General features: G+C 37.2%; 17 protein-coding genes. 5 read left to right on the top strand and 12 right to left on the bottom strand.

Features of this window, described 5'->3' with window-relative positions:
- The first annotated feature begins 229 nt into the window (after positions 1-229).
- Positions 230-625 (top strand): (deoxy)nucleoside triphosphate pyrophosphohydrolase, encoded by a 396-nt coding sequence (locus tag CWS20_RS13215; protein WP_066193401.1) that lies wholly within the window; start codon positions 230-232, stop codon positions 623-625.
- Positions 626-644: 19 nt separating this feature from the next.
- Here CWS20_RS13215 and CWS20_RS13220 read toward each other — a convergent pair whose 3' ends face one another.
- From CWS20_RS13220 to codB, 4 genes are all read right to left on the bottom strand, one after another.
- Positions 645-3449 (bottom strand): DEAD/DEAH box helicase, encoded by a 2805-nt coding sequence (locus CWS20_RS13220; protein ID WP_241504183.1) that lies wholly within the window; start codon positions 3447-3449, stop codon positions 645-647.
- A gap of 200 nt (positions 3450-3649) precedes the next feature.
- Positions 3650-6526 carry an AAA domain-containing protein gene (locus tag CWS20_RS13225; RefSeq protein WP_066193397.1) on the bottom strand — a complete coding sequence of 959 codons (2877 nt, stop codon included), beginning with the start codon at positions 6524-6526 and terminating at the stop codon, positions 3650-3652.
- Positions 6527-7314: 788 nt separating this feature from the next.
- On the bottom strand, positions 7315-8583 hold the full coding sequence (locus CWS20_RS13230; protein WP_066193396.1) for a cytosine deaminase: 1269 nt from the start codon (positions 8581-8583) through the stop codon (positions 7315-7317).
- On the bottom strand, positions 8552-9823 hold the full coding sequence (gene codB, locus CWS20_RS13235) for a cytosine permease (RefSeq protein ID WP_066193394.1): 1272 nt from the start codon (positions 9821-9823) through the stop codon (positions 8552-8554). The genes CWS20_RS13230 and codB overlap by 32 nt, the downstream gene beginning before the upstream one ends.
- A 469-nt stretch (positions 9824-10292) precedes the next feature.
- Here codB and CWS20_RS13240 point away from each other — a divergent pair, with 469 nt between their 5' ends.
- Complete coding sequence (locus tag CWS20_RS13240) at positions 10293-11240, top strand: zinc-binding dehydrogenase (RefSeq protein ID WP_066193392.1); 948 nt, start codon at positions 10293-10295, stop codon at positions 11238-11240.
- A gap of 361 nt (positions 11241-11601) precedes the next feature.
- Positions 11602-12822 (top strand): serine/threonine transporter SstT, encoded by a 1221-nt coding sequence (gene sstT / locus CWS20_RS13245; protein WP_066193390.1) that lies wholly within the window; start codon positions 11602-11604, stop codon positions 12820-12822.
- Between the two features lie 701 nt (positions 12823-13523).
- On the opposite strand, the gene CWS20_RS13250 is transcribed toward sstT, so the two are convergent.
- From CWS20_RS13250 to CWS20_RS13280, 6 genes are all read right to left on the bottom strand, one after another.
- Positions 13524-15740, bottom strand: coding sequence for a M6 family metalloprotease domain-containing protein (locus CWS20_RS13250; RefSeq protein WP_066193387.1), 2217 nt, complete (start codon positions 15738-15740; stop codon positions 13524-13526).
- 481 nt (positions 15741-16221) lie between these two features.
- A complete protein-coding gene (locus CWS20_RS13255; RefSeq protein ID WP_066193385.1) occupies positions 16222-16467 on the bottom strand; it encodes a hypothetical protein in 246 nt (81 codons plus the stop codon).
- Positions 16468-16686: 219 nt separating this feature from the next.
- Positions 16687-17391 (bottom strand): YfjC family protein, encoded by a 705-nt coding sequence (locus CWS20_RS13260; protein WP_066193384.1) that lies wholly within the window; start codon positions 17389-17391, stop codon positions 16687-16689.
- A gap of 30 nt (positions 17392-17421) precedes the next feature.
- Positions 17422-17730, bottom strand: coding sequence for a hypothetical protein (locus CWS20_RS13265; protein WP_083957282.1), 309 nt, complete (start codon positions 17728-17730; stop codon positions 17422-17424).
- A 53-nt stretch (positions 17731-17783) separates the two neighbouring features.
- Entirely contained in the window at positions 17784-19448 is a 1665-nt protein-coding gene (locus tag CWS20_RS13270; protein ID WP_066193380.1) for a T7SS effector LXG polymorphic toxin, read from the bottom strand.
- 655 nt (positions 19449-20103) lie between these two features.
- Positions 20104-20700, bottom strand: a complete 597-nt coding sequence (locus CWS20_RS13280; protein WP_066193378.1) for a TetR/AcrR family transcriptional regulator — start codon at positions 20698-20700, stop codon at positions 20104-20106.
- A 164-nt stretch (positions 20701-20864) separates the two neighbouring features.
- Between CWS20_RS13280 and CWS20_RS13285 the strand changes: the two genes are divergently transcribed.
- Positions 20865-22205 (top strand): short-chain fatty acid transporter, encoded by a 1341-nt coding sequence (locus CWS20_RS13285; RefSeq protein WP_206391993.1) that lies wholly within the window; start codon positions 20865-20867, stop codon positions 22203-22205.
- Between the two features lie 22 nt (positions 22206-22227).
- On the top strand, positions 22228-23751 hold the full coding sequence (locus CWS20_RS13290) for a class I adenylate-forming enzyme family protein (RefSeq protein ID WP_066193376.1): 1524 nt from the start codon (positions 22228-22230) through the stop codon (positions 23749-23751).
- A 111-nt stretch (positions 23752-23862) separates the two neighbouring features.
- On the opposite strand, the gene CWS20_RS13295 is transcribed toward CWS20_RS13290, so the two are convergent.
- The gene (locus CWS20_RS13295) at positions 23863-24045 is read right to left on the bottom strand and encodes a hypothetical protein (RefSeq protein ID WP_066193374.1); all 183 of its coding nucleotides are present in this window, start codon (positions 24043-24045) and stop codon (positions 23863-23865) included.
- Between the two features lie 499 nt (positions 24046-24544).
- Positions 24545-25039, bottom strand: a complete 495-nt coding sequence (locus CWS20_RS13305; protein ID WP_066194280.1) for a YehS family protein — start codon at positions 25037-25039, stop codon at positions 24545-24547.
- Positions 25040-25336 lie beyond the last annotated feature (297 nt).

The raw sequence follows: 25336 nt of genomic DNA on the forward strand, positions 1-25336 counted from the left end.
TAGCCAGTATCTTCAGCTTCGATTACATCATAGAATTGGCCACTTGATTATAGATGATTTTTTTCGGTACTGGAATTTGAGTATGTTCTTTCCACGGTGTATTAAATTCATCTGCTTAGACGTAAAATTGCTGGACTAATCTAAATTGAACGACGTACTTTACCTTTAATTTTCGATTTATTCCCTAATGATATATAATTAATAGAATGATAATATTTGGAGGAGCAATATGAAAAAAGAAATTAATGTAGTTGCAGCGATTATTGAAAATGAACATAATGAGATACTCTGCGCCCTTCGATCACCTGAGATGTCGATTCCTAATATGTGGGAGTTTCCTGGTGGTAAAGTTGAAAAAGATGAGGATATCTTTTCTGCTTTAAAAAGAGAAATACAAGAAGAACTAGATTGTACAATTGACATTTCAAATCAATTCATTTCTAATACACATGAATATGAAACATTTATTGTTCATCTAAAGTCGATTAAATGTAAGATTATTCATGGAACGCCTAAAACAAGTGAGCACTCTTCATTAATTTGGCTTAAAAGAGAGAACTTACCTTCCTTAGTATGGGCTCCTGCTGATGTACCTATCGTTGAAGAGTTGATGAATGAAAAATAGTCTTCTCTCAACGAGAAGACTATACTTTTTTTGTGAATTCCAGGAGTAATTTAGCTGGAATCTCATATTCTAATTCAATCTTAACGGTGATCGGTTTTTCTCCTTCATATTCCAACGTATCCCCTTTTCCAATATAAATAAACGGCTCTACCTTACCATCAATCTCCCTATACTTTCTCACAAAAAAATGCAGCCTAATACCTCTTTCTTTATTATATATAATATTCTTCCCACGTTCAGAGGTTTGAGCTGTGGTATGTGGAGTCTGCCATTGAAAATACTGTGAATTTAAGATTTTATCTTTATAGTTAAGCTGTTCTTCAATACCCTCTTCTTTGTGTAAATCAATATATATAAAATAGTCACTATCTTTCGTCAATAATCCCGAACCTCTAAATGAGCTATGGCTTTTACGGAAATTAGATAAAAGAGCAGCATCCATCATCTGGTATTGTTCGTATAACTTAAAATGTGGAACACCATAATATTTATCGCCAAACTCTTTTTCGTAACGAAAGATTCCGTATAGTAATAGATCTTCTATAAATTTTTTGTATTCAGGATTAGAAAGAACCTCATTCAATCGTTTAGTTTTATATAGGGTGCCATCTTTTAAATAAACTAATGGAAAGAATCTCTTCTTTTCTGAGCTATCATAATAATATTGGCTTAACACTTCAAAGGCATGTAGAACGCTATCCTCATCTACATACTTAACTATCTTCAATATTTCTCTTTTCGCTTGCTTAAGTGTGATGTCATCATGATCAAGTAAATATTTCATAATAACAAAATCGAAAACCCGCTTTAATGGTAGTTTACTAGAAAACTCTTTAAGAACAGAGTCAAGGTTCTCATCAGTTAGTAGCGCTAATAATTGGTTATCCTTCTCCACCTTAGCAACAAAATGCAAATACGTTTTTTCTTTTTTAATAAAACGAATTGGATCTGGTGCTCCATCAAATTGTAAGTAATTCAGTAAGAAATATGGCACATGACCGTGATTTAACTTTTTAAACTCATTGTATTCTTCCTTCAAGTATTTCATTGAATTAAAATTCTCTTGGTCTATTTGTGATAAGATTCTTTCCTGAGATATTCTATCCATTTGAATATGAGTACACCCGGGTATATTAGAAAAATCAGTTGCAACAGCTACCTTTAAGCTCTCTTTATCATAATAGCGGTTTCCATTCAAAGCCAATGCAATTAAAAATACTTTATTATGATTACCGATAAAATCTAAAACAGTCAGGAAGCTTTTATTTTCATATTTCCTCAAACCTCTTCCTAACTGCTGAATAAAAATGATAGGAGAATTTGTTGGTCTGAGCATTAATACTAAATTAACAGAAGGAATATCAACCCCTTCATTAAAGATATCGACTGTAAAAATAAATTCCAAAGGGTCGTTATCATCTTCCAATCTGCTTATCACTTTTGCTCTTTCATTATTTGTATCGTCACCTAACAAAACCGCGCTCATATATCCTCGTTGATTAAACTGATCCGCCATATATTGAGCGTGTTCTCTACTAGCGCAAAAACCTAAACATTTGCGGTTATTACCATCGAAACTATAAAAATTCATCTTATCAATTATAAAATCTACACGTTCATTTACTTTCAATCGTTTAGTAATTGTATCAATGTCCTGTAAAGATACATCGCTTAAATCTACCCCATCAATATCTGTTATTCCAAAGTAATGAAATGGAACAATGAGTTCATCATCTAATGCTTCATGTAGCCGCACCTCTAAAGCAACATTATTATCAAATATCTCAAATACATTATTACTGTCACTTCTTTCAGGAGTTGCAGTCATCCCCAATGTAAATTGAGGAATAAAGTAATCTAAAATACTTTGATATGTCGGGCTTGCAGCATGATGTGCTTCATCTATAATAAGATAGTCAAATGTGTCTCTTGCAATATCCTGATAACACCTAGAAATTGTCTGGATCGTTGCAAAGACATAGTCTGAATTGGAATCCTTATAATTTCCTGTCAACAAACCAAAAGATATTCCGTTATTTGGTAATAGTTGTTCAAACGTCGCTTTTGCTTTCCTTAAAATATCTTCCCTATGGACAATAAACAATAGTTTTTTAGGTCGAAAATTTTTCACATCGAAAGCAGACATATATGTTTTTCCGGTACCAGTTGCAGCGATAACAAGTGCTTTGCTTTCTCCAAAACTTCTTAAACGATTCAAATTTTCAATCGCTTTGCTTTGCATGGAGTTGGGGACAATATATGAGCTTTTACTCTCGAAAATCATTTTAGGAACTTGCCCTATTTTTAAAGTTTGCACAAAATCCTTATACTCTTCAATCAATTTTTCATCTGCTTCTCTACTAATATCCCATAAATGATCGTATGCTTTTAGAACATCTTTAATAAATGTTCCACTTTTCTTGGTAATAATTTCAACATTCCATTCGATATTACTTTTTAACGCACTTTGAGTAATATTCGAGGAGCCGATAATCACCTTATAATAATCAGGATAATCAAATATATAGGCTTTTGTATGAAAGCCTATTTCTTTATCTGTTACAAAAATCTTTAAATCAATATTGTTATACTCTTTGATCTTCATTAAAGCCTTCGCATCAGTAAAGTTCAAATATGTAGAAGTAATTATTCTACCGTTTATTCCTTTATTTTCTGCTTCCTTCAAAGAATCTAATAATAATTGTAAACCACTAAAATTTACAAACGCTACACTGAAATGAAACCCTTCACATTCTCTTAAGGAACGAACGATTTCAGATAACAAGTTTCCCTTTTCTGTATTAACGATTAGCTTTTTTTTCACGGACAAGATAGTTTCTCCTTTTTAAACTGAGTACTTATCGATATTCTCAGCTACATGATATGCAGTTTTGAACAGTTCGTTCGATTCAAACTCTTTTAATTCACTTAGACTTTTTAAAAGGTGTTTCTACATTAGATAAAACAACCTTTTTGACCATCTGTAAGTATTTACAGTAAAGTTTCTGAGGATATTTAACTCTATTAAAAGTTTGTCACCATTTTTTTCAACAACCCACTTGGGACAGCTTCACTATTTGAGAGACAATCTATTTCTCCAAAGACTAAGAAACTATCTTTCGCTCTTGATACAGCTACGTTCAGCAAGCTTTTACTAGCATCAATGAAATAGCACCCATCACTCTTCCCATATACAGTAGACATAATAATTACGTTTCTTTCTCCCCCTTGAAATGTATGAACAGTACCAACATCAATGATTGATTTTAATTCCTTTGGTAACGCACTTTTAATCGCTGCTACCTGCATTTTAAAGGGTGTTATTATACCTAAAATATTTTTAGGGTTTGTTGTTGGATACACAGCTTTTAAATGTTCGAAATTCTCTATTACCCAATTTGCTATTTCTCTTGCTTCAACTTCATTATATCTACTACCTGCTCGTTTACTAGATTGGATACTACCTATTTGGTAGTGCCCAAAATGAGGAATTGATATTTCATCTAATTTGCATTTTTCATCCTTTTTCCCTAATCCTCTTTTGGGCTCTAAATGCCCGTTATAAACTAGCTTGTTGCAATACTCAATGATCTCATCATAACAGCGTCTATGCTCACTTAAAAACAACCCTCTTTCATCAAACTTCTCATATTTACAGCTTTTGCTAGCAACCTTCATCACACTTGAATCCGATGTATTTAATCCATTTATTGTTAGATGATTGAATTCATCTTTCAGATTAATCACTTCTGCTGTTTTTGCTAAGGACATATCTAGTTTCCTTGAAATATTCCAAACAGGTTCAATTTGATTAACATCTCCAACTACAACTGCTCTTTTCGCTAACGAAAATGAACATGCAGCACTTTCAGGGGTTACTTGTCCTGCCTCATCAACAATTAATAAATCGATTTTATTATAGAGATATTTTTGCTGTCTCTTTTCATAGGCACGAAGAAGCTTTGGCAATTGATAAAATGTCATAACATAACAAGGTGTAAGCATACTTAAATTTTCATACAATAGAGCCAATACATTTTCAAAGGTTTTTCCTCTTTGTTTAGCACTTAGTTTCTTCACATTTAACCATCTACATTCATAATAATGAACCGCTAACCAGAATGATAAATATCTTACGGAAGTATCCAAAACTTCATTCAATTTATCAATACTCGTTACATCGGATATGTTAAAATCCTCACTTTGTATAGAATTAAGATTGATTAAATTACTTATGACTTTCTGAACGCTTAATTTGATTTCTTCTACTTTTTTAATTAATTGCTCTTTTTCTTGCACGTTGTTTCTTACATTTTTAATTATCAAACTATAATTTGAAATAATATCCCCTATATCCATACGCTCATCTAGAAAAACTTCTTCAAGGTTTATCAAGGTACTTATTCTATCTTGAACTTTCTGTTTAAAACTCGGCAAAAATTTTAACCAACGATAATAGAAAGGAATCTTTTTATATTCAGCTTGCCACTCATTTGCTCTTAATTTTAACTGTTTTAATTGGGCTGTTCCGGCTTCTATCTCTTTATCAATATCTGAAATAAACGTCTCTATATCTTTTTCATTTTGACTTATTTCAAAAAATTCGTTAAACAATTTTAATAGAGTATCGGTATCATTTTTTATTTCCTTTAATCTGCTCCAAATTTTCTCTTCACAATCATCTAAAGAATTAATTGGTGTTTTAAAATAAGTGAGGCATTCCTTTAAGAATTTAACCTTGGATTTCTGGATATTTTCCTGACTTTCCACTTCTTCAAAAAAGTTTTCTCCTTTAGGATTCGTATGGTGAAAGCCTTTTTTTGTTGCTTCATTCTTTTTACTAGAAGAAGGAAAATAAACTGCAAAGCTATTTACACCCTCAATCCATCTATTCTCTAAATTGTTATTTACCCACTTTTTCTTTATTTTTCCGAATGACTCGATAATATTTGTAACAGCTTGGTTATTTGTTGAAGAAGCGACAATTAGAGGAGCATTTTCTCTATTTAATGCTCTTTCTACATATAAATTTGCCACAAGTGTTTGCAATAACGTAGTTTTCCCCGTACCAGGAGGGCCATTAACAGCTAGAATATCGCCTTCTTCCATATTATTAAAATGATCAAGGCATTCTCTTTGTGAAGGAGAAAGTCCATACTCTCCCCCCATTTGTCCAATATGTTTTCGTGACTCCAATATGGAACTTTTGATTAATGGATGTATTGAATTAAACCCTTGCTTAATAAAGTTCAAATATAATTTGGAGTTTGAAAAGTTACCTTTTAACAAGTCATCATATAAAGCTAAAATATTTCTTGTTGCAATGATTGTCTCATCTTTAAACAAATAAACTTTTTCTTCTAATTCTATACCATTGACTATTAGATCAGTTACTTCGAATCCAGTAACCTGTTCATACAACTCTTTACACAATATAAAGTATGATTCCCAATCCAAGCATTTTTTAAATTCGTGAAAATGAAGACCCATGTAATCATCAAAAGTTTCTAAACTTCCAACCGCTAATGTTTCATCTATTAATGGGAATAAATATTCGCGGGGTATCCACGGAGTTTTCAATTCTGGAGGAAATAGCTTTCCATTCCTGTCTAACAATGCTGGAATAAAAAAAATACCCGTTAATTCCTCAATATTACTATGAATTTTATCCTGTCCTTTAAAAATTGTTTTAATCGTTTTTGGAACAATTATTACTTCTGTTTTATCGTCTGAATCATTGTTTTCTCTCTTAAGTAAATTTTGAAAATTCATTTCTGAAAGTTTACCTAATTCAACATCTCGGAAAGGAACAAGCTCATATGAACTCTTTTTAAAATCTATTGGAAGCTTTGCTGCAATACTATCTCTAAAATATTGGGTTATGTGTAGATTTACTTGCATAAATAAATCCTTTCGTTTTTATATTTGTAATAATAGATATACTTATATAGAAATAGAGAAAGGTAGAAAATATGAAATACAAACCTTAAATCTCCATATTGTATCTAAATGGATCACGTAATGATCTAATATTTTTTAATAAAGTAAACACTTTACCATGGATAAATTCTCAGGAGCATTTATTTTTTTAAGCGTAATTACCTATACAAGCTATTAAATTGTCTATTCAATTCACCTGAACAAATTTAAATAGACATTTTGTTAATATAATAAAACAGTTAACAATAAAGCATTTGGATACATTAAATGAATGTTAAAATATAATTACAATTAGTTCCAGATTTCGCAAAATATAATTATATTTTACCAATATCCAGCCATTTTAGATAGGTCAAATTGATCACTAACGAAAACACATATCTAAATATAAAAGGATTGATAGATGGATTCCCTCAACATATCAATTTCTTAGAGACCTCATTTATTATGAAATGATATTTATTTTTATTTCAATCTATTTTTAATTATCTGATTAAAAATAGATTGAATTGAGAGATTAATTTCGTGGACAAGGGACAAGCAGGATGATTGGGGCTACTTCGTGGAGGTAATGCCTGAAATTTTGAAAATGCAGCAATTCGGGCCCTACCCCGTAAAAGCAGTGCCCGATAAGCATTCATCTAATTATCCAAACGCCAAAAAATGTAAATATAAAAACTAAGTAGCCAAGATACACCCGTGGTATCTTGGCTATTCTTATTTCCTCATCGAACTGTTACGACTAACGTTTACTTCCTAAAATCGACAACTTCAACAGCATGACCAATGTTTATTGAAGTCTCCTGCGGCTTCGTCTCTGCAATGACTCTCCCATTTCTAACAGAATAAAGCACAGTTGCCTGCTTCCTCACTGCTTCATACTCATTCTCTGCTGCCAGTACAATAAAGTTGGCTGGCTTGCCTGCTTCAATGCCGTACTGCTCTTCGATTTGCAGTGTTCTTGCGCTGTTTTTTGTGATTAGATCAACCGAATTGACGATTTGTTCATAGCCCATGAGCTGTGATGCATGGATACCCATGTGAAGTACTTGCAGCATATTGCCTGTGCCAAGCGGATACCATGGATCGAAGATGTCGTCATGGCCAAAACAGATGTTTAATCCCGCTTCCTGCAGTTCTTTCACTCGTGTAAGTCCTCTTCTTTTTGGATACGTATCAAACCGTCCTTGAAGATGGATATTCACTAATGGGTTAGAGACAAAGTTTAAGTCGGCGAGCTTCAATAGCCTGAACAGTTTATATGTGTAGGCATCGTTGTACGAGCCCATCGCAGTTGTATGACTGGCCGTCGTGCGCGCGCCAAGTCCGCGTTCGTAGGCTTCTTTTGCGACGACTTCGACAAAGCGGGATTGCTCGTCATCTATTTCATCACAATGGATGTCAATGAGACGATCGTATTTTTCAGCAAGATCAAAGGCAATTTTCATAGATTCAACGCCATATTCTCTAGTGAATTCGAAGTGCGGAATGCCGCCAACGACATCGACGCCCATTTTTAACGCTTCTTCCATTAGCTCCGCGCCATTCGGATAAGAAAGTATCCCTTCCTGCGGGAAAGCGACAAGCTGGATATCGACATAAGGGGCCATTTCCTCCTTCACTTCTAGCATCGCTTTCACTGCTGTCAAAGTTGGATCAGTTGTGTCCACATGGGTGCGGACGTGCTGAATGCCTTGGGCGATTTGCCATTTAAGTGCCGTTGTTGCACGCGTTTTGACATCCTCATGTGTTAAGAACGCTTTGCGCTCTGACCAGCGCTGGATGCCTTCGAATAATGTGCCACTTAAGTTCCATTCCGGCTCGCCTGCCGTTAACGTTGTATCTAAATGGATGTGAGGCTCGATAAACGGCGGGAGGACAAGTGCTCCATTTACATCAATGATTTCTTCATTTTCAGTCGTCTCAAGTGTTTGTGTGATTGTTTCAAATTGTCCATCGTTAATAACAAGATGCCATAAGCCTTCTTTACCCCGCAATTTTGCGTTTTGAATAATCATCTTCTATCCCCTTTTCTTTTGATGTTTTTGTTAAAGCCATAAGAGCAATGTAGATAACCGCTGTGCCTATTAGAGCATTCAATGGTGTGATTCCCGGTGCCAGCTGGGCAAAAGCGACGCCAATCACCCATGCGGCCATTGCCACCCAGTTGACTGTTTTAAATTTCATATCGGCGAATAACGGATAATTTCTGCGTTTTACGAAGAAATAATCAGCAATAATGATGGCCCCTATCGATGGCACCGCTGCACTTAAAACATTGAGAAAGCCGACAAAATTGTTATACATCCACATCGCAAAGATTGTACCAACCAAACCATTGATTACGACGAAGACCTTCTTAGAGATTTTTGTAATATTGGCAAATCCTAAGCCCGAAGCGTAGAGCGCGTTATCATTCGTTGTCCAAATATTGAGACCGAGTACGATAATTGCCGGAATCATCAGTCCTTGCAGAAACATGACTTCTGAGATTTCTGCCAGATTATAAGCCATCGCGCCGACAGCACCGAATAGAAACATAAGTGAATTCCCTAAGAAAAACGCAATCACTGTTGCGGTGACAGCCTGCTTAGAGCTTTGCGCGAAACGAGCAAAGTCAGGAGTAAGCGTACCGCCGCTAATGAAAGAGCCGATACAGATTGATAGTGCTGCTGCGACAGTTAATGTTTGCGCAGGTGTATAATCAAGCAATCCTTGTAAGCCGCCAAGCGTAGAAATCCCTTCAAAAACAGAGTAGCCGCCTAAAATGGCAATTGCAGGCACTGCAATAAAACCAAGAATGACGAGTGATTTCATTCCAAAAATCGCTGAAGCGGTCATCGCTAAACCAAAGATGAAAATGAGTGCATAAACATTCCAGCCCATCGCATTCGCTACCGGCACAGCAAACATTGCTACCCCGACTCCAAACCAGCCCACCTGGGTAAAGCCTAGTAAAAAGGATGGTAAATAGGAGCCTTTTTCACCAAAGGCATATTTAGCCAGTAAATGCGTGGATAATCCCGTTTTTGCGGCAATATGCGCTAATGCTCCAGTATAGATGCCGAGCAGAAAATTACCTGCCAGCACAATGACGAGAAATTCTGTAAAGCTTAAACTGATACCGAGCTCTCCCCCTGCCAGCATGCTCGCTGAGAAGAAAGTGAACCCAAGCATAACGGACAATGTCTTCCAAAAATTATTTCTCTGCGTTTTCGGCACCGCTTGCCACGAAAACTCTTGATCGATTTTACTCATCAAAATCCCTCCAAAAAGTTTCCTGATACCAATAAGCAGAAAAAAAGAGGCTAATCGTCAATGGAAAACTGACAATTAGCCTCTCAATCTATTATAGCCTGCGCGAATAGGCAAAAGTACAAGCATTCCCTCTAGGAATTGCCTCAACTTTTTCTCGCAATCTACAAACATCCGCTGCCCTTGCCAGCCTCTCTGGACTGAATTAAAGGTACCAGTATTAAATTATGTTTATTATTGCAGAAAAGCATCGGGGCGTCAATGGAAATTTTACTAACATCCCATTTAACAATACTGAAAGAATACATTGTTAAAATATTCAAAATGTATACAATTTCAATTCAAAGGCGTATAATTAAATTGTCGACAATCTACTATTTACTCTTTTCTGAATTTATAACTAAAGACAGAAATGTAATGGCTTACATTAATAGTAGATTTATTTTTATACAACAGAAAGAGGGGAAACAACATGAAGGGTTGGGAATTTACAGCAACAAATGTACCGTTAAAGGTGATTGAAAAACCGGATCCGACAGCAACAGAGGGCCGTGTGATTATTGAGGTAAAGGCTGCTGGTCTTTGCCATTCAGATGTAGGTGCGTTAAATGATCCAAAATGGATGGATATTATTGAGAAAAAACCAATTATTATGGGCCATGAAGTAGCTGGCATCATTACTGAAGTGGGAGAAGGCGTTACTGACTTCAAAGTGGGCGACCGTGTTGGCGTTTGTCCGGTTAGCCTAGTTGGTATGGGGCCTGGCTACGGATATGACGGCGGCTATTCTAGCAAAGTATCTGCGCCAGCAGTTGACCTTGTTCCAATTCCAGATGGAGTAACTTATGCCCAAGCTGCAGCTGGAACAGATGCCGGAATGACATCTTATCATGCAATGTTTAAACGCGGCGGTGCCAAGCCTGGCATGAAGGTAGCGGTGATTGGCATCGGTGGATTAGGACAAATCGCAGCACGTGCAGCAGTTGTTGCTGGAATTGAAGTTTACGCTGTAGATGTAAGTCCGAAAGCTCGTGAATTGGCTAAGGAAATCGGTGTAAAAGCTGTCTATGAAGATATTAAAGAATTAGCGGATATTGCACCTGACCTCGTTGTAGACTATGCTGGTTTCGGCACAACAACCGCAGGTGCAATTGATATTGTCGCTCCAGGCGGTAAAGTAGTTTTAGTAGGGATGGGCAAATTGGAATCAACCATAAATACTGACCCGCTCATCTTAAAAGCTGCAAGTCTGTTAGGAAGCGTAGGCGGTGATAAATATGATATTGCCGAAGTTTATAAGCTAATGGCTTCAGGCGATATTAGCCCTTCGATAACAGAAATCACTTTTGATGAAATAGGTGAAGGTCTCGCACGCTTAGAACGTCATGAAGTAACAGGCAGACTTGTTGCCATTATGTAATTCTAAAATGCTTTCTTTAATGCAGAAAGATGAATAGTCTGACTGCTTTAAAGGAAGCATTTTTGCTCATCATATAGTGTTTATTTGTGCAAAAATCAAAGTAAAAACATTTGCGCTCTCTCTTAAGACATGTCTTTTTATGTATATTTGTTTATTTGCTTAAATAATTTTTAATCCTCGAAAATCTCTACTCATTCCCTATATTATTGAATTTTCATGCCCCTAATTGAATATTTTGAAATAATTACATATTCCGTTATTAACTCATCCGTGGTAAACTTATTTTCATGATACTGTCCGCCAGAATTAAACATTTGTACACTATACTAATATAATTAACTACTAACCTCGGAGGAAAATCATGAAAAACATCTTACTTAAGTGGAATCAAATCAGCTTGGTGAAACGAATACTATTAGGTATCATTATCGGTATTTTGTTAGCAGTTACTATCCCTGATGCCGCAAGTTGGGTTTCAATTTTTGGCTCCTTATTTGTAGGCGCTTTAAAAGCTGTAGCACCCATTCTAGTTTTATTCTTAGTCATGCATGCTATATCAAGCCATAAGAGCGGCAAACAAACCAATATGAAATCTATTCTTGCCCTTTATGGATTAGGTACACTGTTAGCCGGCGCTGTTGGTGTCATCGCAAGCTTTTTGTTTCCAATTAGCTTATCACTTACAACCGGTACACAAGACATCACACCACCTGGCGGAATTTTAGAAGTTTTTGAGACATTGTTGTTTAATATTGTAGATAATCCTATTAATGCGATCATAAATGCTAATTATATCGGAATCCTAACTTGGGCCATCCTTCTAGGACTCGTGCTCAAAAAAGCGGCTGATACAACTAAAATAGCCATTGCCAATTTTTCTGATGCTATAACAAAAATCGTTAAATGGGTCATTGATTTGGCACCATTAGGAATTATGGGTCTTGTATTCGATGCAATTGCTACTAGCGGGCTTTCTTCTTTATTAGAATACGGACAGCTGCTTGCCCTGCTGCTTGGCTGTATGTTCTTTGTCGCACTGGTGGTCAATCCAGTAATCGTATTCATTTATACGCGGCAAAACCCTTATCCGCTCGTATTTAGAGTTTTGAGGGAAAGCGGTCTGACTGCCTTCTTTACACGCAGCTCAGCAGCAAATATTCCTGTAAATTTAACATTATGTAAAAAGTTAGGACTAGATAAAGATACTTATTCCGTGTCTATTCCTTTAGGTGCTACTATTAATATGGCAGGTGCCGCTGTAACCATTTCAGTTTTGACCCTTGCAGCAGCGCATACACTTGGTCTTAATGTGGATATTTGGACAGCAGTCATTCTCATGGTTATTGCAGCCGTTTCCGCTGCAGGTGCTTCAGGTGTTGCCGGCGGATCGCTCTTGCTAATCCCGCTTGCTTGTAGCTTGTTAGGTATCCCTAATGAAATTGCCATGCAAGTTGTAGCTGTCGGCTTCATCGTCGGCGTGTTGCAGGACTCTTGTGAAACTGCTTTGAACTCATCTACAGACGTATTGTTTACAGCGGCTGCTGATATAGCTAGAGAGCGTAAAGAAAACGCTGCTGCTTAAATTGAAATAGAACCCGCTTTACTTTCAAAGTAGAGCGGGTTCTTTACGCTCAAACCTACGAGCATGGTTGCATTTGAGCATGCTCATTATTCTTTCCCTAAGTGTTCCTGCAATGCCTTTACAAACTCAATGCGACTGTAGGCAGGACCGCCTTCCACCGATGGATCGACGATATTAACAAACGCTTGATTATTTTTGAGCGCATTTGTGCTATTTGCAATTGGGTTATTTTGAAGGTCTTCCATTAGCGGAAAATGGTATAAATAGGTAGTCTATATTCATTTTTTGGGGGTACTCAAGTAAAAGCCGTCATAGCTTCTGGAACTGGAACCGAAATTGGGGATACTCAGCTGAAATCGTCATAGTTTCTATAACTGGAACCGAAATTAGGGATACTCATGCTGAAATGGTTATAGTTTCTATAACTGGAACCGAAATTGGAGCTACTCATGATGAAATGGTCATAGTTTCTGGAACTGGTATCGAAATTGGGTAATGGTAAGCAACGGGGGAACTTCATGCCAGCAAGGTCTCGACTTCCAATCAATGATTCATCCCCTTTATTTCCCAAACCGTAAAAAGACTCAGCATCCGTAAATACTGAGTCCTTTAGTTAATACTCTTAAACTACTAATGAAGATTATAGTATTTTTTCAGCCCTATCTTACAAAACAATCATCGACAATTGGAACATACTTAAATTAATTTTCCAGCAGGAATGTAGTGTAATGCAGTAAAGCATCCCCAGCACGCTCAGAGATTTTTCCATCTGTCTCGCTTTTACTAATCAATGCTTTAAACCCTTCAAGGTGTTTGCGTACCTTTTCATTTTCTCCTTGTTTTTCAAAACGTTCTACTGCAGTTAAGTGCATCTCAAATGCACGGACCGCACTGCTGTCGGTGAATTCTCCCTCATCGTTAAAGTAAGAGACGAGCGAGTTAAGTCCAGATGCATTTACAATATTAAGTAAAGTATAATCTTCCGCTGCTGTTTGCTCAGAATCAGTTTCAGAAGCAGCAGTGAAAGTTAAGTTTGTAAGTGCTTGTTCCCCTTCAGGAATTTCTACATAAACAGGTACCTCTACTGTTTCGCCAGCTGCAACTTCAACGAGGTTATTAAGCAGTTTCACTTCCCATCCAGCTTCTGTAAAAGCATTGAGACGGAAAATATCTGATTCTTCACCAGTATTTGTCACGTTATAACTGTATGTTGCAATTTTTCCTGGTACCGCATGTTCGGTTGAACCAGAGCCAACTGCCACACCGCGTTCATAAGGACCGGCACCATCTAAGTGGCGCACGGCTACGCGATAGGAAAGTGCTCCATCTTCGGCAACAAGCTTATCAAGAATATAAAAGTGGAGACGATTATGCTCGTCGATATATTCATTGACAATCCCCTCAGCCGTGCCTGCTTTAAATGTTGAATCCACTAGTTGTTCTAATGAACCTTTAGAATACTTTACTTCTGTTCCATCAGGTCGAGTATAGTCAACTACATCTATATCCTCTGGATGAGAGTCAACTACCCATATATTTGGCGCTTCTTCCGTATTTCTTGTTTTTGCCAGCAGCACGCCGTCGTCGTGGGTGAAGGAGTCATAGCCTACTCTGTCAACAACCTCAACAGTATAGTTGTTATACCATTTCTCGCCGCGGTGCATATCTGCACGCCAATCATCATCAATATAGTTGATTGGTGTATGGTCTACCATTTCAATATTAATGCCATATATGCCGTCGCGCCCAAAGGCTTCACCAGTTGGTACGGAGCGAGTTAAAATATCAGCAAATAATGGTCCGGTTTCCTCAAGGTCATCACGCTGGACGTTAATATACTGGTCTTCTTCCAAGAAGCCTTGCTTAATTTTATTACGCAGCATATGATGCGGAGGAACTGATCCGCCTTGAGTGGCTGGAATCATCCAGCGCGTATGTCCACCGCCAGGTCCATTGAAGCTGCCGCTGCTCATTAATTCCCACGAACCGGCATATGTTCGAATTGGCGGATTGGCTTGTGGATTATTATAGTTATCTCTCAGACCCATTAAATGTCCGAATTCATGAGCATACGTCGCCATGCCGTTGCTTGAGCCTTGAATGGAAGTCGTGCCGCTCGCACTAGACCAAATAGATTTTGCAGCAAACCAAGAAGTCCAAGGCACATAGCGAGTGATGACCCAATTTTTATCCAAGCCATATTGTGCCGGCGGTCCAAATTCAGCCGGGATTTCATCAGGATTCATAAACATCATCTCGCCAAACTCCTGCCATACACCTGTTTCAGCATAGCCGGAGTGCAAGATGAATATGAAGTCATATTCTTCTCCGGAAGCATCCAAATCAGCTTGCGCCTTAGCAACCGCCTCTGGCCTCAAGCTTTTCGGACTATAGCCCTCAGGCAAAAATGACTGCTGATTAAATTCATTCAAGCCATATTGGAATTCATTGTGATCCATACGATATACACCATACCCATCAAGCTCCACTTCCCATTTTCCATAAGAATTTTCTCGCCAAAAATCACTAATCGTGCGATAGTTATTTAGCTCTTGAGGCGTATTCAAATAATCCAGCCAAAAATCGACAAGCTCCTCCTCAGGAACATTGCCAATTTGCGGATTTCCAGCCGGATCTGTCCCTGCATCATTCAGCACTTGGAACGGCAGGTCAGGAAAATCAACAAGCACCAATGCACCTCTCAATCTTCTCTCTGGCTCTACCTCAACATCCTCCCAGCTTGTTCCCGGAAGCTGATTAAAGTCCTCCCAAGTTTGATCCCGTGGCAGAACCCAAGACTCTTTATCTATTGGTTCAGGAAAATCAGATAGCCCAGGCTGTGTAGCGAAGGCTGTTGCCGATGAAAAAAGCAGTAGAATACCAAGCAGTGTGCCAGTCAACATTTTAAACAATTTCATAAAGACCCCTCCCTTTTAACATTTGAATTGTGTTTCACTATGTAAATCACTTTTTTTCATAAGGAGAGCGACTGCCGAGAAGGACTGAGGAGGATAGACATATAAAACACACAATCTACTAAAACGTAAAAACCTTATTCCATTGCTCCTCCTTCCAATTAATTAATGACAAGGGTAAGACGAGCAACACGATGCCTAACCCCTTTTTAAAAAGTAACACAAAAATTCTAAATAATTTGAATAAATGATAAATTTTTTAAAAATAAGGAAAAGGTCATATATATATGTTTTGTTAAATTTTTTCACATTTACACCTCCTCACTGTTTCACTTCACTATAAAAGGCAAATGTTATCAGAAACCTGACATTTGTCTTTCATTTTGCGTTCTTTGACCTGACTGATGTGCACCGATAGATTATATCGAAGAAGGAACGATTCCCTTAAAAGGGCGCAAATGCTCTGTCCCAAGCATCGGCTTTTTCATTTCTTTACTTCATTACCACAGACGACTTCCATGACTCTTCTTAAAATGGCTACAGCGCTTGAACCGTTAAAAATAGGAAGATATCCTATTGGCCAGCTAATTTCAGCCAATGCACCATAAGCATTTGCCCTTCCATAAACAATTTGCTCTAAAGATTCACGAGCCTTAGCACGACTCTTAGCATTTGATTGTCCTTTCTCAGTAGTTAGTAGCTGTACCACAATGAAAAGTGGATAACTCATGGATAGGCAGCTTTTTAGATGCGATTTGTTGGTTGCTAGCTGACCTTAGCTGTCCTTGTTAATTTAGGTGCAGATGCATGTCTGCCTTTGCTATGAACCGTAATTTCATGGTCATCAGTGCTGCACAAAAATTCCTTTTAATACACAAAAAAAACAACGGCTCTTAGGACCATTGCTTTTCTGCTTTATTTAGACTAACTCGAACATCTATTATATTTTTCATTCAAACAAAGCCCGAAATGAAAACGGAGCGATGGTTAGCGTATCTCCACTGCTTTCAATAAACCACGTGTGTTCTTTACCAGTGATGTATAAAAGGGAACCAATGGCTACTTGTTGACCAAGGCGATAATCATATAGGGAATTTAATTTTCCTTGTTTTCCTGATAATGCTTCTAAAAAGTCTGGAGTAAACCATTCCGATTCTTCTTTTGTAAGCTCTTCACTTCCTAAAAATTTATCTATCACCTTTTCGAACAGTGACTCCTTGATTGAAAAAGCTTCACCGCTTTCCATTGAATGACTTAAATCCATCAGTTCGCTCAGTTTTTGTTCGCTGTCTTCCTTAAAAAGCTTAAAGATCCGATTTTCATATAAGGCTTGCTGAACGGTAAATGCTTCATTACAAAAAAGCGAAGTTGTCGTTACACCAGCATTCGTCGCAATTTGACAACGGATGACTCGTTCTACATTCGTCAATCCCATCATAAAGTCTCTAAACTGCTCTTCAACCGCTTCTTGATTTTGTTCAACGGTTAATAACCCTTTAGAGATCAACCCATTTGCTGCACAGTCTAAACGACATTCCAATTCACTTTCCGAAATTTCACCGTAGACCTCATCCTTTATTGAAGATGCAGCCTCTGCGCCACCAAGTAAAAGCAACGACAAAATATATTCTTCTGCAGTTAGAACATATGACATATAACATTTTCCCTTTCAGTTTTTATCGCCTTACATAGACTCTGCAAAATGACTAAATAGCATAAAGAAAATAATGGCTACTATTAGTAATAAAATTGCATAGACTACCAATAAGATTCTTGCTACAAACCAATTAAAGCGCTCATAAACACTACTTGCCACATATTGAGTTAACCCAAAAAATGGAAAAGATAATATCATCAAAAACTCTAAATCATGGACAACCCAACGATAAAATCCATTTCCAGCCGTTTTACTAAGCAAATATAAAAGTGAAAATAATAAATTAAAGGTTAATAATGCTCCAATTATACCACATACAATTGCTAAAAATTCCATCACGCATCTATCATCCTTTACACTACCTTTTCGTCGGGATTTTTTAAACGATATTACAACCAGCCAAAGAGAGCATCTTTCGCATCATTTAATGCATTTTTTGCTCCCTCTATTGCACCTTTTGCCGACTCTTTTACGTTATGAATCGTCTTTCCTACGGCAGCACCGGCATCACTCATCCATTTATTTGTGTACTTCGATGCCCATTCTCCAACCGCTCCGCCGATAACACTACCGACAACTGCTCCTGCCGCTGCGCCAAAAGGAGCAAATGGCCCCGAAAGAGCACCGCCAATGACCGCTCCAACATAAGCTCCTGCCGTCGCACCTGTCACACTGCCGGCTACTTTATTTACCTCTTCTCCAACAACCCGGCCTCTTGCTTCGTATTTTTCTTTTTCTGGCAGGTTTCCTACATCCCACCTGTTTGCAATATTGCTAACTGCGGAGTAGGTCCCAATAATAGCTGCTCCAATTCCTGAAGTTTTTGCAGCGATTTTTTTAAAGGCACCTTTTGCAATAACCATCTCGCGAGACGTGTTTTTTATCACCTTGCTTTTGATATTCTCGTGAAGGGGGCGATTTCCGGTTGCCATCTTCCAAACCTTCCCTTTAAATTTTTCGGACGGCGTTCGAACATCTTGTGGTTTTTTAGCGCTTAAAACATTTTTCTTTTGCGCCTTCAAACTTCTTTCTATATTACGATTTCTCTTTGATATTCTATTGATTTTTTGAATAAGTAATCTCGACCACTTTGGTCCAGCTTTCCCTTTTAAAACCTTTAATACTTTTTGATTATATTTAAATGTATAATGGTTCTTTTTCTTCGTATATTCAATTCGCAGCAATCCTGTTTTATGTACTGCCGTCATAATCGCTAGCGGAGCAAATGCTCCCATTGCTCCATTCTTTAGAGCTAAGAGAAGGCCTTCAAGCTCATCTTGACTTTCAGTTGATTCTATACCTTTATTACTTTCGTATGCTAATAATAAGCTCATCGCACGCTCACTTGTTGAAGAACCGCTAGCCACAATATTACTATTAGTTGAAGCGACTGGTGAATGGATGGTTTGGCTAGTTAATTTTTCAAATAAGGAACCAGCTTGGTAGCCATTAATACTAATCTCCTTACTGCGAAACATTGAATCTATTTGTTCCACATAACCTAGCGCAATTTGGCTACTTTCTGATATGGTATCTAAGTTATTTGTTTGTTCGTAGTCAAATCTATGCAATTGCTCAAGTGTATCATCAATTTTTCTCTCTGCCAGCGATACTTGACCTAAAAATTCATTATCTTCAACAGTTGGTAAAGCAACAATATCATTAACAGAATGAATTACCTGGTTTGTTTCATTCGTTAGCTCAGATGTCAATGTCGCTGCCTTATTCAGAGCAAGAGAAAGATCAGTTTGCAGGAAGTTTTCACGGATAACACCTGTACTCGAGGATTCAAAGGCTTGCAGGGCACTCTTTATATTGATAAGCGTCTGCTTATAGTCTTCAAGCATGGATTGATAAAAAGTTAAAAACGGAATATGACAATCATCGTAAAACGATCGTATCGCCTCTCCTCCCTCGCCCTTCAACGAATCTTCAAGACCAATCACGCCGTTTACATCAGAATGAATTTTCTGAATCCCTTTTTCCTGTGAGTCCAATTGCGCAAGCAGCGAATCGAGCCCAGAAAGAAGTGATGCAACCTCCAAAGTCTTCATCGTAAAATCTCCACCTTCTATCACCAAATGACTATTTTTTTATCAACAAGTTCAAATAAATACATATAAAATTTATTTTACCAATTAAATACAATAGCTGGAATAGGTGGAATGGATTATGTTTCCTTTTCAGGTAATTCTTTTTTACTATAAATAAGTTACCGCTAAGTCACTTCCTGAGTTAAAGGAATGACACTGCAATTATTGCATTCTTTCATTAATCAGTCACATGTCCTCGTAAGCTTTTGAATTAGTTCAACTTTTTCTAGGGACAAGAAAAGGCGGCACCCACATCGGAGCCTGCCTTCTTTATTTTAGGTTAAGCCCTAGGCTATGCACTCCTACGTACAGTATTTGCGGAAACATCTCCATTGTCCACTTCCAGCATATTATATCCCCCGCCCTCCAGCACGCTCAAGTTCCTGAGCAAGGGTCCCTGGATTACAAGGTGAGCCGACTACTAATACAGCAGCAGAATTTCCTTCCTCATACCAAATTGGGATGGCTTCCTCTGCTTCCCCAACTACAAAGGCTGCATTGCGTCTAGATCTTATATTGTTCTATTAAACGATATTCATTTCAGCTTTCACGGAGATAAAATAGATATACCTCTGTGAAGTGCGCAGTTTTTGAAAGCTTTCAAATTTTTACACTCTCAATCTTGTCGCAACCCAGCGATTACTGTATGAAATAACAGCTTATATTCCTTAGTTAACGAATAGGTTCCTTGGTGAATGCTCCAGTCATACAGCATGCCCCTAATCGCTCTAGCAAACACAGTGACCATTGACTTTGTTGGTATATCTTGGCGAAAGTAGCCCTCCTCCTTTGCTTCATCACATAATCTCGTTAACACCTCATACAGTGGACGATTAGGATTAAGGAAAAAGCTTTCTTTATCCACATTCAATTCATGCTCGTAAATCGTTCTCGTGACATCCCATCCAAAATGTTCATCAATAAAATCCATCTGCATTTCAAAAAATTTATGAAGCTTTTGCTCGATGAACTGGAGCTTGGCCAATTCTGGTTCCACATCATTAATATAGTATTGGTCAATTTCTTTAAACTTCTCGAAGAAGATATCGTGCTTGCTTTTGAAGTGATTATAAAATGCGCCTTTAGAAGTATTCGTCTTATCTATTATTTCATCTACTGACACATGGCTAAACCCTTTTTCTTGAAACAAAGCTAATGCAGTCTGTAATATTTTCCTTTTCGTTTCTAATGCTTGCATTTGTCGTTTATTCATATAAATCTTCCTTTTCAGAATTTTTAATTTTCTAATTGACAAATAGACTATAGTTTGCGAAACTTGTTTTCATAAACTATAGTCTATTATTCTTAATTAATTGTGTACACGTCAAGCTTCAATTTTGAAAGCGCTTTAATATTTTACTACTAGGAGAGATTACTGTGCTATATCAAATTTCACAGCGTTTTAAGCTAGGCGTAGAACGCTTTTTACCGAATCCGTTCATTTTTGCCCTCATATTAACGATTATTACGTTACTTGCTGGGATTATATTAACAAATGAAAGCCTATTTAGCATGATTGAACATTGGTATGGAGGGTTTTGGGATTTCCTCGGCTTCTCTATGCAAATGATTTTAATCATTATTACCGGCTATGCGCTTGTACAAGCACCCATTGTTCAAAAATGGGTACAAAAAGGAGCTTCTATTCCAAAAAACCAAAAATCAGCGATTATCATCACCATGATTGTTGCTGCTGTCAGTGGTTTTATTAGTTGGGGCCTTGGATTTATCCTTGGCACATTATTCGCCATCGAAGTGGCAAAAAAAGTTCGCTCAGCAGACTTTAGAATATTAATAGCAGCAGCCTACACCTCGACGATCTCAATCTTACCAATTAGCATCACGCTTACTGCACCTATTCTTGTCAACACCCCTGGCCATTCTTTAGAAGATAAAATGGGACTTATCCCGCTCACAGAAACAATTTTTAGTCCAACAATGTTATTTATGGCTTTCATTGGATTTGCATCCATGCTATTCATTTATATTCGAATGATGCCAAAGAAAGAGGACATTATTCCAATCCAATTGAATAATGAAACAGCAGCTACATTAGAAACAAACCAGACCACTATAGCAAAACCAAGCATTGCAGATCGATTAGATAATAATAAAATCATTAATTATATCGTTGTCAGTATTGGTATGATTTGGATTGTGTCCTATTTTTACCATAACGGTTTTAATCTTGATTTGAATATACTGAATTTTACATTTATTATTCTTGGCTTAATTTTACATGGATCACCTAAAAGCTATGTAAATGCGATTACTAAAGGAATGCCGTCTGCCAGCGGGATTGCCCTACAGTTTCCATTTTATGCGGGAATTATGGGCATGATGGCAGGATCTGGGTTAGTATATATCATCGCTAATGGAGTAGTCTCGATTTCTAATGAATTCACTTTTCCTTTTTTTAGCTATGCATCATCGATTTTTATTAGCATATTTGTTCCATCAGCGGGCGGGCAATGGCAGCTTCAAGGTCCAATAATGGTAGAGGCAGCTCAGGCATTGGGCGTATCCTTAACCGTTCCTGTGAATACCTATTCGATTGGAGATTTAGTTGCAAATCTTATTCAGCCATTTTTTGTTCTTCCAGCACTTGGTCTCTCCGGTTTAAGTCTTAAAGATATATGGGGATATTGCCTTGTTTCCCTCATTGTCTTATTTATCATAGGAACAATCGCAGTTACCTTTATTCCTATCATATTTTAACTAATCAAGGAGGTCAGACTCAATGATCATTACTGGAGATAAAACCGTTTACTCACTTATCCAAGAAAAAGCAGAGCAACATCCCAATAAAATATTCTTATATTATCAGGACGAAACAATCACATACGAGCAACTTCTTTACCGAGTTAGACAAACAGGGCATTTATTGAAATCTAAAGGTGTAAAAAAAGGCGATAAAATTGCCATCTTGCTTAATAACTGTCCTGAGTTTTATGACTTGTGGTTTGGCTGCTGTGCTATCGGCGCAGTTTTAGTCCCTATTAACACAGCATCCACTCCATATGAAATTAAATACTTTCTTGAACATTCAGATAGCGTCGGTTTTTTTTCCGAAAATCAACTACTGACAAATGCGGTCAAACAACTTGATGCAATCAACCGTCTCTCATTCGTAGAGACTGTGGAAGATAACTGGTCCGAAACATTAAATCAATTTGATTCTATCGCGCTCAATGAAGCAATTCAATATGATGATGTTTGCTGCATGATGTATACATCCGGGACGACTTCGAAGCCAAAGGGAGTGGAAATTACAAACCAAAACTACATCTTTGCTGGAGAAACATCGATTCACTATCAATGGTTAAAACCAAGCGACCGTTACTTAATTTTTCTGCCGTTATTCCATGCAAATTCTCAATATTATACAACAATGGCGAGCTTAACGGTTGGATGCTCCATTGTACTGCAGAAAAAATTTAGTTCATCGACCTTTTGGGATGATGTCAATAAATATAAGCCAACGGTTTCAAGCTTTGTTGCAACAATTATCAAAATGCTCCTGCAAAACGAAGCACATCCAATAGAGCGCAATCATAGCTTGAGACAAGCAGGCTACGGATTATTTGTTACATTTAACGAACTTGAACAATTCGAAGAACGTTTCGGCGTAAAACTATTTCAATGGTATGGCATGACAGAAACGATTACTACATCTATCGTTACACCTATACATGAAAAGCGCATTCGAGATAAGCACACGGGTATTGTTCCGATTGGTAAGCCTGCATTAAGCCATGAAGTGAAAATTGTAGATGATTACGGGAATGAAGTTAAACCAGGTGAAGTCGGTGAAATCATCGTTAAATCTCCTTCCCTTATGAAGGGGTACTACAAGAATGAACAAGCTACCGCCGAAACGATTAGAGATGGCTGGCTTTATAGCGGTGACAATGGCTACTATAACCACAGCGGGTATATTTGGTTTGTTGATCGTAATAAAGATATGATTAAACGGGCCGGTGAGAATATTTCCTCCCTTGAAGTCGAGAATGTTATCCGCGATCATCCTAGTGTAGAGGATTGTGCGGTAATTGCAGCCCCAGACCATTTACGGGAAGAAACAGTTGTCGCTTATATAAAAATTCTGGATAATAAAACATTAACAAAAGAAGACATAGACGTTTTTTGCAAGGAACGGTTATCTTATTTCAAGGTTCCACAATTGTATCGTTTTATCGATAAGTTCCCACGTACCTCAATCGGGAAAATTCAGAAGAACTTATTACGAGAAATGCTAGAATAAAACAAATGAAAGGGCCTGAACTCTATTGTCAGAGCTCAGCCCTTTAGATTCCCAATTTATGATGCATTGTTTCACGTTTTGCTGCCCATTTGCCCATTCATTGGAGACGTCTTAATTCATCCCATCCCATTGACCTTGATTTTTAGATGATTTTTCCTTTTTAGCTTTTTCATTATGTGCTTGATTGGCAGCAGCACTGCCAAGTTCTTTAGAAAATTCTGTATCAGTTTTGCTTGAGTCAAATCCTTTTTTATTTTTTTGATCTGGACCGGTTTTTCCATTTCGTTTTGCCAAAATAATCACCCCTTCTTTTTTTAATATTACTGTTTAAGGAGAAATTATACGATTAAGCCGTTAATTGAAGGAAACGATTAAAGTTGTGTATAAACTGATATCATGACATATCAGCAAAATAACTAAACAGCATGAAGAAAATAATGACTAGTATCAGCAATAAAATTAAATAGCAGAGAAGTAAAATTCTTGCAACAAACCAATTAAAGCGTTGATAAACTGCACTTGCTGCATATTGTGTCAACCCCAAAAATGGAAAAGATAAAACCACCAAAATTTTCCCCGCCGTTCTGCTAAGCAAATATAAAACAGTAAAGAAAAGATTTATGGTTAAAAACTGTTATGGGCTATCTTTAATAAGCCGTTAGAACAAAATAACAACAACGGTCAGAACAATATATCCATTCTTATACTGGTATTATAGAACACCTAAACAAAAAAAGAGTTCAAAATTAGAACTCCTTCATCAGCTAAAATACTTAAATTGGCTATTCTTTGCTCATCCTCTATACTTGATCGCTAGTCCTTTTAAGAAGTTTCTAGCAAAATTGTCTAGGCATACTTTATAATTTTTATGTCCTTCTTTTCTTAAAAAAGCTCCGATTTCTCCTTTTGAAACGTTTAATCCAGTCATTTTGAATATATCTATCATGTCCTCTGTTGTTAATGCCAATGCGATTTTTACTTTCTTTAAAAGGATATTGTTTACGTTTGTATTATTTTTTATGGATGGTTCTGGCGTATTAGCTTGGCTTGGTTTTGGCTCTTGTCTTCCTCTTTTATAGATAATGAAGCCATTCAAAAATGAATTTAACATACTATTCGTCAATTTTATTTGGCTGTCCATCTCTTCTTCATCATCTGACTTTTTGAGGATTTTTACCACCTCTGGTACGGATACCTCTAATCCTCCAAGTTTAAAGATCTCTGCCATTTCACTATTTTTGATTTCTAAAGCATATCTCAATCGAATTAATATATCATTATTATCTATCATCATACTTCCTCCTATTTAACAAACGGACACGGCTCTTTATAGCAACAGGACTATTTTAAGTATTATAACTCTATCATCAATCTCTTGATTAGTGAAGGCAGAATAACATAGATGTAGTAGTGTTTACCTTATTGTGTTTAGTGTAAGGCTAGAATGGACATATTTATGTTCTTTACCTATAGAAAAGAAAAACAATATGTTCGCAACGCTTAAAAGGTCATGGATAATATCGACAAGCTGAAACCAGCACTTGTTCAATTTCTAAACTCACTTGAATAGAAGCAGGTATTTCCC

Origin of the sequence: Cytobacillus horneckiae, from assembly GCF_002835735.1 — a bacterium.
Taxonomy (GTDB): domain Bacteria; phylum Bacillota; class Bacilli; order Bacillales; family Cytobacillaceae; genus Cytobacillus; species Cytobacillus horneckiae.

Excerpts from the sequence above, each read along its gene's own strand:
- CWS20_RS13255 (WP_066193385.1), bottom strand. The coding sequence starts at position 16,467 with ATGAGTTATCCACTTTTCATTGTGGTACAGCTACTAACTACTGAGAAA.
- CWS20_RS13230 (WP_066193396.1), bottom strand. The coding sequence starts at position 8,583 with ATGATTATTCAAAACGCAAAATTGCGGGGTAAAGAAGGCTTATGGCAT.
- CWS20_RS13225 (WP_066193397.1), bottom strand. The coding sequence starts at position 6,526 with ATGCAAGTAAATCTACACATAACCCAATATTTTAGAGATAGTATTGCA.
- CWS20_RS13240 (WP_066193392.1), top strand. The coding sequence starts at position 10,293 with ATGAAGGGTTGGGAATTTACAGCAACAAATGTACCGTTAAAGGTGATT.
- CWS20_RS13265 (WP_083957282.1), bottom strand. The coding sequence starts at position 17,730 with ATGGAATTTTTAGCAATTGTATGTGGTATAATTGGAGCATTATTAACC.
- CWS20_RS13280 (WP_066193378.1), bottom strand. The coding sequence starts at position 20,700 with ATGAATAAACGACAAATGCAAGCATTAGAAACGAAAAGGAAAATATTA.
- codB (WP_066193394.1), bottom strand. The coding sequence starts at position 9,823 with ATGAGTAAAATCGATCAAGAGTTTTCGTGGCAAGCGGTGCCGAAAACG.
- CWS20_RS13250 (WP_066193387.1), bottom strand. The coding sequence starts at position 15,740 with ATGAAATTGTTTAAAATGTTGACTGGCACACTGCTTGGTATTCTACTG.
- sstT (WP_066193390.1), top strand. The coding sequence starts at position 11,602 with ATGAAAAACATCTTACTTAAGTGGAATCAAATCAGCTTGGTGAAACGA.
- CWS20_RS13215 (WP_066193401.1), top strand. The coding sequence starts at position 230 with ATGAAAAAAGAAATTAATGTAGTTGCAGCGATTATTGAAAATGAACAT.
- CWS20_RS13290 (WP_066193376.1), top strand. The coding sequence starts at position 22,228 with ATGATCATTACTGGAGATAAAACCGTTTACTCACTTATCCAAGAAAAA.
- CWS20_RS13270 (WP_066193380.1), bottom strand. The coding sequence starts at position 19,448 with ATGAAGACTTTGGAGGTTGCATCACTTCTTTCTGGGCTCGATTCGCTG.
- CWS20_RS13260 (WP_066193384.1), bottom strand. The coding sequence starts at position 17,391 with ATGTCATATGTTCTAACTGCAGAAGAATATATTTTGTCGTTGCTTTTA.